The organism is Bradyrhizobium sp. ARR65 (assembly GCF_000472385.1).
Taxonomy (GTDB): domain Bacteria; phylum Pseudomonadota; class Alphaproteobacteria; order Rhizobiales; family Xanthobacteraceae; genus Bradyrhizobium.
On sequence record NZ_AWZU01000002.1, the window covers coordinates 129,637 to 141,666 of the forward strand.

General features: G+C 61.7%; 13 protein-coding genes. All 13 read left to right on the top strand.

The features are described 5' to 3' along the window. Positions 1–38 precede the first annotated feature (38 nt). The 13 genes from F758_RS0103255 (at position 39) to F758_RS0103315 (ending at position 12,030) form a co-directional block, all read left to right on the top strand. The gene (locus tag F758_RS0103255) at positions 39–1,616 is read left to right on the top strand and encodes an ABC transporter ATP-binding protein (RefSeq protein ID WP_024506505.1); all 1,578 of its coding nucleotides are present in this window, start codon (positions 39–41) and stop codon (positions 1,614–1,616) included. Beyond that, complete coding sequence (locus F758_RS0103260; protein ID WP_024506506.1) at positions 1,609–2,706, top strand: ABC transporter permease; 1,098 nt, start codon at positions 1,609–1,611, stop codon at positions 2,704–2,706. The genes F758_RS0103255 and F758_RS0103260 overlap by 8 nt, the downstream gene beginning before the upstream one ends. After that, on the top strand, positions 2,703–3,623 hold the full coding sequence (locus tag F758_RS0103265; RefSeq protein WP_024506507.1) for an ABC transporter permease: 921 nt from the start codon (positions 2,703–2,705) through the stop codon (positions 3,621–3,623). The genes F758_RS0103260 and F758_RS0103265 overlap by 4 nt, the downstream gene beginning before the upstream one ends. Before the next feature lie 53 nt (positions 3,624–3,676). Beyond that, positions 3,677–4,762 carry a BMP family ABC transporter substrate-binding protein gene (locus tag F758_RS0103270; protein ID WP_502689122.1) on the top strand — a complete coding sequence of 362 codons (1,086 nt, stop codon included), beginning with the start codon at positions 3,677–3,679 and terminating at the stop codon, positions 4,760–4,762. 253 nt (positions 4,763–5,015) lie between these two features. After that, the gene (locus F758_RS0103275; protein WP_024506509.1) at positions 5,016–6,071 is read left to right on the top strand and encodes a catalase family peroxidase; all 1,056 of its coding nucleotides are present in this window, start codon (positions 5,016–5,018) and stop codon (positions 6,069–6,071) included. Beyond that, the gene (locus tag F758_RS0103280) at positions 6,068–6,646 is read left to right on the top strand and encodes a cytochrome b (protein WP_024506510.1); all 579 of its coding nucleotides are present in this window, start codon (positions 6,068–6,070) and stop codon (positions 6,644–6,646) included. The genes F758_RS0103275 and F758_RS0103280 overlap by 4 nt, the downstream gene beginning before the upstream one ends. Positions 6,647–6,930: 284 nt before the next feature. After that, positions 6,931–7,446 carry a Dps family protein gene (locus F758_RS0103285; protein WP_024506511.1) on the top strand — a complete coding sequence of 172 codons (516 nt, stop codon included), beginning with the start codon at positions 6,931–6,933 and terminating at the stop codon, positions 7,444–7,446. 324 nt (positions 7,447–7,770) lie between these two features. Continuing rightward, positions 7,771–8,199 (top strand): histidine kinase dimerization/phosphoacceptor domain -containing protein, encoded by a 429-nt coding sequence (locus F758_RS0103290; protein WP_024506512.1) that lies wholly within the window; start codon positions 7,771–7,773, stop codon positions 8,197–8,199. Continuing rightward, a complete protein-coding gene (locus F758_RS53150) occupies positions 8,132–8,389 on the top strand; it encodes an ATP-binding protein (protein WP_157449843.1) in 258 nt (85 codons plus the stop codon). Before F758_RS0103290 ends, F758_RS53150 begins: the two co-directional genes overlap by 68 nt. 155 nt (positions 8,390–8,544) lie before the next feature. Beyond that, positions 8,545–9,144, top strand: coding sequence for an HdeD family acid-resistance protein (locus F758_RS0103300; protein ID WP_024506513.1), 600 nt, complete (start codon positions 8,545–8,547; stop codon positions 9,142–9,144). A gap of 65 nt (positions 9,145–9,209) precedes the next feature. Further along, on the top strand, positions 9,210–10,064 hold the full coding sequence (gene fdhD, locus F758_RS0103305; protein WP_024506514.1) for a formate dehydrogenase accessory sulfurtransferase FdhD: 855 nt from the start codon (positions 9,210–9,212) through the stop codon (positions 10,062–10,064). Between the two features lie 117 nt (positions 10,065–10,181). Next, positions 10,182–11,609 carry a class II fumarate hydratase gene (gene fumC, locus F758_RS0103310; RefSeq protein WP_024506515.1) on the top strand — a complete coding sequence of 476 codons (1,428 nt, stop codon included), beginning with the start codon at positions 10,182–10,184 and terminating at the stop codon, positions 11,607–11,609. A 19-nt stretch (positions 11,610–11,628) separates the two neighbouring features. Then, complete coding sequence (locus F758_RS0103315; protein ID WP_024506516.1) at positions 11,629–12,030, top strand: cupin domain-containing protein; 402 nt, start codon at positions 11,629–11,631, stop codon at positions 12,028–12,030.

Genomic DNA, 12,030 nt, shown 5'->3' on the forward strand with positions numbered 1-12,030 from the left:
GCCAAACCCCTTGGCCCGAGGCTGCTTGAATCGAACACATGGACCAGTCGGGATTTGAAAACCTAAAGCCAAGGTTGGTGCTGACCGGGATTGCCAAGCGTTACCCGAGCGTGGTGGCGAACGAGGACGTCTCGTTGAGCGTCCGCCCGGGTGAAATTCACGCGGTTCTCGGCGAGAATGGCGCCGGCAAGAGCACGCTGATGAAGATCATCTACGGCGTCACCAAACCCGATGCCGGCACTATCCTCTGGAACGACCGCTACGAGACCATTACCGCCCCGGCACAGGCGCGGCGGCTGGGCATTGGCATGGTTTTCCAGCATTTCTCTCTGTTCGAGACCCTGACCGTCTGGGAAAACATCGCGCTGGCGCTGGACGAGCATATCCCGACCGCACAGCTCGCGGCGCGGATTACCGAGGTCTCGGAGAAATACGGTCTTCCTATCGATCCCTATCGGCTCGTCCACAGCATGTCGGTCGGCGAGCGACAGCGCGTCGAGATCGTGCGCTGCCTGTTGCAGGAGCCGAAGCTTCTCATCATGGATGAGCCCACCTCGGTGCTCACGCCGCAGGCGGTTTTGACCCTGTTCAAGACGCTCCGCCGCCTGGCGTCCGAAGGATGCAGCATCCTTTATATCAGTCACAAGCTCGATGAAATACGCGCGCTGTGCGACACTGCCACCGTCCTGCGCGGCGGGCGCGTGAGCGGCACCGCGATCCCGCGGAACGAAACCAACGAAAGTCTCGCCCGCTTGATGATTGGTGGCGAGCTCGCGGAATGCCACCTGACGCCACGCGAGCCTCAGGAGGTGCGACTCGAAGTCGATCATTTGTCGCTGATCTCGTCCGACCCCTTCGGTACCTCGCTTAAGGACATTTGTCTTAAGATCCGAAGCGGCGAAATCCTGGGCATCGCCGGCGTCTCCGGCAACGGACAGAAGGAATTGATGGCGGCGCTCTCGGGCGAGCGGCTCAGTCCCGATGCATCGATGATCAAGCTGATGGGCCGGCCGGTGGGGACGCTCAATCCGGCAAAGCGTCGCGCGCACGGTCTCACCTTCGTTCCCGAGGAGCGGCTTGGCCGCGGCGCGGTACCGCCCATGAGTCTGGCCTACAATGCACTGCTGACAGGCGCGCAAAGCGGCATGGTGCGGAGGGGGATGATCCTGCCCAGCGTCATGCGAAGCTTTTCGAAGGCGGTCATCGAACGTTTCAACGTCAAGTGCGGCGGCGAACAATCCGTCGCCTCAAGTCTCTCGGGCGGGAATCTGCAGAAATACATCGTCGGGCGGGAGACCATGCTGCAGCCGAAAATCATGATCGTGGCGCAGCCGACCTGGGGCGTCGACGTCGGTGCGGCGCAACTCATCCGCCAGGCGCTGATCGATCTGCGCGACCAAGGCGTCGGGCTGTTGGTGATCTCGGAGGAGCTCGACGAGCTCTTCAACATCAGTGATCGGATCGCCGTGCTAGCAGGCGGACGTCTTTCGCCATCAGTGAAGCCCGCGGAGACGTCGATCGAGCAAATCGGCATCTGGATGAGCGGCAAGTTTGCCGATGTGATGCCCGGCGCGTCGGCTTGCGCGCCTTCGCGACTGGAGACAGCCGATGCTTAGGCTGGAACGGCGTGCGACACCTTCTTCCCTGATGCGCTTTGCCTCGCCGCTGCTGGCGGCGCTCTGCATGCTGATGACGGGATTTCTCCTGTTCAGCGCGCTGGGCAAGGATCCGATGGAGGCCTTCTATCTGTTCTTCGTGAAACCCGTTTCGAGCACCTATGGCATCGGTGAGTTGCTGCTGAAGACGACGCCGCTCCTGCTCTGCGGCGTCGGGCTCGCCTTGGGCTTTCGCGCGAGCGTCTGGAATATCGGCGCCGAGGGACAACTCACGATGGGCGCGATCGCGGGCGGTGGTGTCGCGCTCTGGTTCGGCGACAGCGACTCCAGCCTCGCGATGCCGCTGATGGTGCTCGCCGGCATTCTCGGCGGAATGGCCTGGGCCGCCATCCCGGCGTTCCTGCGGACGCGGTTCAACACCAACGAAATCCTTGTCACGCTGATGCTGGTGTACATCTCCCAGTTGGTTCTGTCCTGGCTCGTTCACGGACCGTGGCGCGATCCCGAGGGTCAGAACTACCCGCAGTCGCAAGGATTCGGCGACGCCGAGACCATGGCGGTGCTGATCTCGGGCACGCGCGTGACCTGGGGCATCGTTTACGCGCTTGCCCTTGCACTCGTGGCCTGGATCTTTTCGCAGAAGACCTTTGCAGGATTCAGGATGCAGGTCGCGGGGCTTGCGCCGGCTGCGGCGGCCTATGCCGGCTTTTCGGAGAAGCGCAATATCTGGATCGCGCTGTTGCTGTGCGGCGGCATGGCAGGGCTTGCCGGCATCTGCGAGGTTGCGGGCCCGATCGGACGCCTGCAGCAGCAGATCTCGCCCGGCTACGGCTTCGCCGCGATCATCGTCGCCTGGATCGGGCGGTTACATCCGATCGGCATTATCTTCGGCGCGCTCCTGATGTCGCTGCTCTATCTCGGCGGCGAGGCGGCGCAGATGGGCATGGGGCTGCCGTCGGCGATCACCGGACTTTTTCAAGGGCTGCTGCTGTTCTACCTGCTAGCAACGGATCTCTTCATCAATTTCCGATTGAAGCGTGTCGATAGCGGCAAGACCAGGCCGACGGCCCCGAGGGAGAGCGTCGCATGATTGCCATTGTCCCGATGGTTGCCAGCACGGTGGTCGCGGCAACACCGTTGATTTACGCCGCGCTCGGCGAGACCGTGGTCGAAAGATCAGGCGTGCTCAATCTCGGCATCGAAGGCATGATGCTGATCGGTGCAGTCGCGGGGTTTGCGGCGGCGCGGGCCACCGGCAGCGATGGGGTCGGTTTTGCCGCCGCAGCCGCGGCAGGTGTCGCCCTGTCCCTGATCTTCGGTTTTCTCACGCTCAACCTGCAGACCAATCAGGTGGCGACCGGTCTTGCGCTGACTTTGTTTGGCGTGGGTCTTTCGGCTTTCGTCGGCCACAATCTGGCGGGCCTGCCGGTGGAGCGGCTGGCGCCGATCACGATTCCGGGCCTCACCGCTATCCCCGTGGTCGGCGATCTCCTCTTCCACTACGACGTCATGGTTTATCTGTCGGTGGCTCTGTTCGTCGGCGTGCAATGGTTCCTGACGAAATCGCGCATCGGGCTCACGCTGCGTGCGATCGGAGAATCGCCGGCCGTCGCTCATGCGATCGGCAAGCCTGTGTTGGCGACGCGCTATCTCGCGGTGATCTTCGGCGGGGCGACCGCGGGCATTGCCGGCGCCTATCTCTCGCTGGTGCAAACGCCGATGTGGGTCGAGGGAATGTCGGCCGGCAAGGGCTGGATAGCGCTGGCCCTCGTCGTATTTGGGACCTGGAAGCCAACCCGTGTCGTCGTCGGCGCCTATCTGTTCGGCGGCGTCACCCAGTTTCAGCTCTTCGCGCAAGGCTTCGCGCTGCCAATTCCGACCGAGTTCCTGTCGATGCTGCCCTACGCGGCGACCATCATCGTGCTCGTCATCATCTGCCGCGATCCCAGGACGATCCTGCTCAATCAACCGGCCTCCCTTGGCCACAGTTTCCATCCCACCGCGTGAGAGAGCCGCGCTCGCGGTTTATTCTGCTCTAACCAAAGGAAAGTATGATGGAGTTGAGAAAAATCTGGAATGCTCTGCGGGTGTGCGTAGCGGCGGGGCTGACGGCGACCTTGCCGGCGCCGGCGTTCGCTGCCGAACCGCTCAAGGTCGCGTTTGTTTATCTCGGGCCGGTCAGTGACGGCGGCTGGACACAACAGCATGATGTGGCGCGAAAGAAGCTGGAAGCGGCGCTTGGCTCCGCAATCAAGACGACCTATGTCGAGAATGTGCCGGAAACTGCGGATTCCGAACGCGTTTTTCGTCAGCTTGCCGCTGACGGCAACAAGTTAATTTTTGCCACTTCATTTGGTTATATGGAGCCGCTGCAGAAGGTCGCGAAACTATTTCCTGACGTGAAATTCGAGCATGTCAACGGCTTCAAGACCGCTGCGAACATCTCGGTCTACGAGCCTCGCTTCGAGGAGGGCTTTTACCTGATCGGGGTCATCGCCGGCCAGATGACAAAGACTAATACGCTTGGCTTCATCGGCTCGTTCCCAATTCCTAGCGTCATGCGCAATATCGATTCGATGACGTTGGGCGCGCAGTCGGTCAATCCGAAGATCAAGATGAAGCCGATCTGGGTCAACACTTGGTATGATCCGGGCAAGGAGCGCCAGGCCGCTGACACCCTGATAGCGCAAGGAGCCGACGCGGTGGCCCAGAACACGGATTCGCCGGCTTCCATCCAGGCGGCTCAGGAGAAAGGCACCTACGCCTTCAGCATCGACGCGGATATGTCGAGTTTCGGAAAGAAGGCGCAGCTGACGGGTACGACCGAGGACTGGAGCGGCTACTATATCGCCGAAACCAAGAAGGTTCTCGACGGCACCTGGAACGGCAACCGACATACGCGCTGGGGCTTGAAGGAAGGATTGGTGGTGATGGCGCCGCTCAATTCCGATATTCCGCCGGAAGCGGTCAAGGTGTTTGAAGACAAGAAGGCCAAGCTCATTTCGGGCGAGCTGAATCCCTTCGCCGGCCCGATCAAGGACAATGGCGGCAAGGAAATGGTTGCCGCCGGCAGCATCATGCCGGCCGCCACCTTCAACTCGCTGAACTGGTATGTCGAGGGTATCGAGGGCAGCGTGCCCAAGTAAGCAAATCCGCGGCTTATCTGTCCTGCTGTGCCGGCGTTTCCTCACCGAGACGCCGGCACGTTGCTATTGAGGGCCACGTTGGTGCGCCTCCAGCTCCTGGGCACGCGCTCCGGAGTCCGGTGGTCTCCGAGGCCGGAGGGGATGCGCACTCGATCGCTCGACGTGCGATTCCGAAAGTGTTTCGTCGTGTTCGAAAGACCAGGGCCGCGGGCGGAAAGAAAGAGGACCATCCGCCCGAACAGTGAGCGCTTGCATGTCCCCGTTGCACAATTCTCCCTTACGCCTGCTCGGATCTCTCGTGATGATCGCGGCGATCGTCGGTGGCGCTGCTGCCGCATTCGCTTACACGGCGGGGTGGCTCTCGCCCCAGCGCCTCACGCCGGACAAGATGCTGGCCGCGCTGGCGCCCCCGGGCGGTCCGGCGCTTGGCCATCGCCGGAATCACGCGAAGGGCATCTGCTTCACGGGCGTCTTCGAGGCGAATGGGAACGGAGCGGCGCTCTCGAGCGCACAGGTTTTCACTCGCGGCCAATATCCGGCCGTGGGCCGCTTCAACCTGGGAACGCCCGATCCGGACGCTGCGGATGCGACGGTGCGAGTGCGCGGCATGGGGCTGCGTGTCGCGACCCCGGATGGCCGGGAATGGCGCAGTGCCATGATCGATCCGCCGTTCTTCCCGGTGTCGACGCCGCAAGCCTTCCGTGACCTGCTGCTGGCGTCCGCCAGCAAGGATCCGAACGCAATGAAAACATTTACTACGGCGAACCCCGAATTCGCGGCGTTCGCCGCCTGGGCTTCGAGCGCGCCCTGGACCGGCAGCTATGCCGAAGAGCGGTACAACAGTCTTAACAGCTTCGTCCTGACGGATGCTGCGGGCGTGGAGCATACGGCACGCTGGTCGCTCGTCCCGACCGCGCTGATCGTTCCGGTCACGCATGATGATCTCGCCAAGCGCAGTCCGGACTTCCTGGAGCGGGAGATCACTGAGCGCGTGCGCAGCGGGCCGGTGCGTTGGACCATGGTCGTGACGGTCGCGAATCCCGGTGATCCGACCGCGGACCCGAGCAAAGTCTGGCCCGACGACCGCCGCACGGTGGAGATCGGCACTCTCATCGTGCAGCGGATCGAGGCCGAGGCTGACGGCCCCTGCCGCGACATCAATTTCGACCCGACCGTCCTGCCGCCGGGCATACGGACGTCGGATGATCCGTTTCCCGCCGCGCGGTCATCGGTCTACCGGGAATCTTATGACCTACGCACCGCAGAAGCCAAGGACTACCCGCGAACCGAAGCCGGAGCCAAGCCATGATCCATATCCGCCACCGCTTCAGTCCGCTCCAGCGCCTGCTGCACTGGTTGATGGCGGCCTGCCTTCTTGCGATGTTTTTCATCGGCGTCGGCATGGTGTCCACTATCATGCCGAAGTATTTGCCGCTCGTTGCGACCCACGAATCGCTCGGTGTCGCCATTCTTGTGCTTGCACTGATCCGCCTTGTCCTGCGGCTGTATCGCGGTGCGCCGGCCCTTCCGGCCGATCTGCCCGAGTCGATGAAGCTTGCGGCGCATTTGTCACACTATGCGCTCTATGCGCTGATGATCGCGATGCCCCTGCTCGGCTGGGGGATGCTGTCCGCCGCGGCGTATCCGGTCGTGCTGTACGGGGGGATTCGCCTTCCATCCCTCTTGCCTCAGAGCGACAGCCTGCACACCCTGCTGTGGGATGCACATTTCTATCTTGGTTTCGCGTTCTTCGCGCTGGTGCTGCTGCATATCGCGGCGGCGCTATTCCATGCCTTGGTCCGGCGCGACGGCGTGTTTGAGACGATCGCTCCGGTGCCGGTTGCCGACGAGGTTGCTCCAACCAAAGCAATCCCGGCTGAATAAATGCCGGCAGCGAGCGAAGCCATGGATTTGTTGCGCGTCCGTCCATCGCGGCGACGTGCGATTGGGAACAAGGCATGAAGACCGCGGAAAGACGGGCGTGCTGCAGCCTACGTTCCTGCCGTGCCCACCTGAGCGACGCTCCTGTCCGGCGCCGCACTCTGAGGGCCCTTCGTGCGAAATTGAAAACGGCGCGGGTGTCCTGGAAAGACCGGCAATGGCCGCATGGCTAGTAACAACGGGCATTAAGACGATACGTCTGCCGCTCAACTCAAAAGGATAGAACGATGGTGGTCTCTCGCACCCGCGAAAAACTGGAAACGCCGACTGATCTCGGGAGGGACGCGGTGCGGGATATTCCCGCCGCACTTGGCGCCCTGCTGGCGGATGTCTTTGCGCTCTATGTCAAGACAAAGAACTTCCATTGGCACATGTCCGGCACGCACTTTCGCGACTATCACCTGCTGCTCGACGAGCAATCCGATCAGATATTTGCGATGACTGATCCGATCGCCGAGCGCGCGCGCAAGATCGGCGGCACGACCATCCGCTCCATCGCTCATATCGCGCGCCAGCAGCGAATTCTCGACAATGACGCGGAGTATGTCGACCCACAGGACATGCTGGCCGAACTGCGCGGCGACAACCAACAACTGACAAAGGAAATGCGGCAGGTACACCAGCTCTGCGACGAATATGGTGATGTCGCGACCGCAAGTCTCTTGGAAAACTGGATTGACGAAACGGAACGGAGGACCTGGTTCCTGTACGAGACCTCGCGCAGCTACTCAAATTCCGAGTGAGCAAGAGTTCTTCATGGCGCCTGACAAGTTGCACAGCGCGAGGCTTGCAGGCAGCCAATGTCGGCCCTCGCAGCGCCGGCATTCCGGCGGCGCTTCGCGCTGCCGCACCGAGGGGCTCGGCCGATTTGGCGCGGCCTCAAGCGAGGACGGCTCAAAGGATAAGCGAGCATTAGTGTCGTCATGAGCGTGCAATTGTAGAACTCGACTGGCGCGCTCGAAAGATAAGCGCACATTCCCCGGATATGTTGAGCCGTTGATGGGCTCATGTGTGTAGCCAGGAGCGTTCATGGCGTTCGCTTCTGGATGGGTATCCGGGGTTGCGAGATGAATAGTCACGTACAGGCTTCTTCCGAACCGGTGGTTCATTCGGAGCGACTGCTGCTGCGAGAGTTGTCTCACCGGATCAACAATGAATTTGCATTTGCAATCAGCTCGCTGTCGCTGGCGGCGGCCCGTTGCAAGAGCAGTGAGGCCAAGCTGGCGCTCGGCGCGGTTCAGGATCGCTTGCAGAGCTTCGCGCGTGTGCATCGATCCCTGCAAATGCCAGACTACAGCACGACTATCGATGCGAGCGCCTATCTTCACAAGCTGTGTCAAGCCATCAGCCACTCGAAGCTCGAGAGCAAGGGCATCGAGCTTACCCTGTCTCTCTGTCCGCTCAGGATGAGCTCAGAGCGCTGTTGGGATGATCGTGTTCGAGTTGATTACAAATGCGGTGCGCCATGCCTTTCGACAGGGCTCCGGCAAAATTGAGCTTGAGCTCCTGCCGTCGGGAACGTCGGTCGAATGCCGTATCACCGATAACGGAACATCCAATCCCACCATTTCTGCGGGAATGGGCTTGAGAATCGTCGAAGCGCTCGCAAGCAATCTGGACGGGACGATCGACATACAATTCGGGCCACGAGGTACCAGGGCGATCCTGATCTTCCCCCTGGACTAGGCGCGCGTTGGCGTGATCCACCACGAGCCGCTTGGCCGTGCGAACCGGGAACGCGCGAGAGCTGTTCGAAAGACTGTGCATGGTGGCCCGGCCAAGCTCCGATCCGTGGCGAGGTGATGCGCTGCCACTGGGGATCCACAGGAGGCCTTAAAGTCATGACGAATACGCTCGAGGTCAAACCGGCGCTGGGCAGCGCCATTCGCGCGATCAGCGGCAAGTGGGGTTGGTTCGTCGCGCTTGGCGTTGGCGATCTCATCCTTGGCGGCATCGCATCCACAAATCTGATGTTGGCCAACCTGGCTTCCGTGTTGTTCATCGGAGCGGCGGTGCTGGTGAGTGGCCTGTTTCAGATCGTGCACGCGTTCTCAGCGCGGGGCCTTCGTAGCTTTTTGTTCTGGCTGTTGAGCGGCCTGGTTTACGCGGCGGCGGGCGCCATCATTTTCTATGATCCCGTCTTGGCCTCCGTCGAACTATCGCTCCTGGCGGGCGTGTTCATGGTGGTCGCGGGCGTCATGCGGGCCTGGGCGGGATTCCATTCGCGGCCCGCGGCGGGCTGGCGGTGGATCGTGGCGGCAGGCGTTCTCACCTTGTGCGTGGGCGTCATCTTGATTGCCGCATGGCCAAGCGTCGGCCTCTGGCTTCTTGGCGCCATGCTTGTCGTCGATCTGATCTTCCAAGGATGGGGCTTTCTTGCCTTCGGTATCGCACTCAAGGTGCGCGCGTCGCGGCATTCGAGTGAGTACGCGCATACATAGGTCTACCAGATGCTGTACGCCGCCGGCAGCGCTGCCGTCCAAGCGACGCGCCAGGGGTTGTTGCGATGAGCGCTCTCGGTTTCGAGGAATTTGCCAATTTGCAGTGGCGGGGAGCCGTGCCGACACGATCCTTGCGGCCGGTCGCCGAAGAATCCGCCATCGCGCTGACCTATAACGGCTCGACCTATGCGGTCATGATGGCGACGCCAGGGGATCTCGGCGACTTTGCCGTCGGTTTTTCGGTCACCGAAGGCGTTATCGAAGGCATTGACGAGGTTCAGAACATCGACATCATCGAAACCGAGCTTGGAATTGAGGTGCGGATGTGGCTTGTCGAGAGCCGCGCGGAACGTCTTGTCGCGCGGCGGCGGGCGACTGTCGGTCCAGTCGGTTGTGGGCTTTGTGGAATGGAGAGCCTGGAACAGACACAGCGGCCGCCGCGCCCAGTCAAATCGCACGCGACGTTCGATGCGCGCGAGCTCCTGCACGCAATGTGCGCGCTTGGGCCACAGCAGCAGCTCAATCGCCGGACTCGATCGGTTCATGCGGCGGCGTTCTGGCGGCCATCTTCCGGCATCGCTGCGGTTCGGGAGGATGTCGGTCGCCACAATGCGCTCGACAAGCTTGCGGGCGCGATGCTGGCCGGGAGCATATCTGCCTGTGATGGGGCGGTCCTTCTCACGAGCCGCGTGTCGGTTGAGATGGTGCAGAAAACAGCGATGATGGCGGTTCCGGTGCTGATGGCAATGTCAGCCCCGACCGCGCTTGCAATACGAACGGCAGATGCCGCCGGGATCACCCTGATTGCGGTCGCACGTCATGATGGCTACGAGGTGTTTACGCATCCGGACCGCATCACCTTTCCGGTAGGCGCGGCGCACTGCGCGCTTCAACATGATTACGGGCTCCCCATCGCCTGACGGAATCGGGCCCATGCAAATCGGCAAAACGTATTCGTTTGCGGAAGCCGGCCGCGGCTGGTGTCGCTAGCCTGTAGCGGCGTCTCGACGGTCGAGACGCCCGCGATGGGAATGAGCATGAGCGATTTCCGTACCGAAACAGACAGCCTTGGAGAGGTGAGGGTACCCGGTGACAAGCTCTGGGGTGCCCAGACGCAACGATCTCTCGAGCACTTCAGCATCGGCAAGGATCTGATGCCGCGCGAGATGATCGCCGCCTATGCGATCCTCAAGAAAGCGGCGGCCAATGCAAATTACAGAGGCTATCGGCTAAGCGATGAGGTGCGCAGGCTCATCGTTCTGGCCTGCGACGAGATCCTTGCTGGCCGGCACCACGACATGTTCCCCTTGCATGTCTGGATGACCGGAAGCGGTACGCAGTTCAACATGAATGTGAACGAGGTCATCTCCAACCGCTGCTGCGAACTGGCGGGAACACCGCTTGGCAGCAAGAAGCCGGTTCATCCCAATGACCACGTCAACATGGCGCAATCCTCGAACGACAGCTTTCCATCCGCGATGTACATCGCGGCGGCAGTCAACGTGAAAAAGCGCCTGCTGCCCGCGGTGAAGGCGCTCCATGACGCCATAGTGGCAAAGGCGGCGGAATGGGACCACGTGGTCAAGATCGGTCGGACCCACATGCAGGACGCGACGCCGCTTACGTTGGGCCAGGAATGGTCAGGCTATGCGGGCATGCTGGCGGACAATATCGAACGTATCGAGGACGGCTTGAAAGGCGTTTACCGGCTGGCGCTCGGCGGCACCGCTGTCGGCACCGGGATCAATGCGGCGCCGGATTTCGCCGAGGCCGCAGCGGCCGAGATCGCCGCGTTGACCGGCCTGCCATTCGTCAGCGCGCCCAACAAATTCACGGTGCAGGGTGCACATGATGCGCTGGTCCAGCTCTCCGGCACGTTCCGCACTCTTGCGGCTTCGCTGTACAAGATCGGCAATGACATTCGCCTGATGTCCTGCGGCCCGCGCGCGGGCTTTGCCGAGCTTTTGATTCCGGAAAACGAGCCGGGTTCCTCGATCATGCCGGGGAAGGTCAATCCGACGCAGGCGGAGGCGCTCACCATGATCGCCGTTCAGGTCATGGCCAATGATGTTGCCGTCGGCCTTGGCGGCGCCGGCGGCTACCTCGAGATGAACGTCTACAAGCCGTTGATGATCTACAACATCACGCACTCGCTGACGATCATGACCGACGGCTGCGTCAATTTCCGCAAATTCCTCATCGAGGGGACGCGTCCCAATCTGAAGAAGATCAGGGAATATGTCGAGCGTTCGCTGATGCTCGTGACTGCGCTTTCGCCTGTTATCGGCTACGACAGGGCGTCCAAGATCGCGCATTACGCAATGGACAATGACCTCACTCTCAAGCAGGCCGCGCTCAAGCTCGGCTTCGTCGACGAGCAGGAGTTTGATCGTATCGTCGATCCGATGAAGATGGTGCGGCCTTATGTGGCCACGGAAGGCGATCCCGCTGCGCAAGGGCGCTGAGCAAATCGGAGCGTTGAACATGATCAGATGTGTGCGGTTATGGACCGGGCCGGATCGCAACTCCTATTTCGAGGAGGGGACGATTGATCTGACGCCTGGTGTGCGCGGCGACTGGCTGAGCGGGAAGATCAAGGTGGCCAGCATCTCGTTCCAGGAGACGGCATCTGGTGGCGCGTTCACCTGGCACACGGCCCCGGTCCGCCAGCTCGTCATAACGTTAAGCGGCACGCTGGACTTCGAGACACGCGAAGGCAAGCACTTTGTCCTCCACCCCGGAGACGTGCTGCTTGCGGAAGACACGGCCGGCTCCGGGCATAGCTGGCGGCTGGTCGACGCTTCGTCCTGGCGTCGGGCCTATGTCGTCCTTGAAGCCGGAGCGGCGGTACCGTTCAGGGCCGAGCGGCAGCAGGCCACGAGCTGA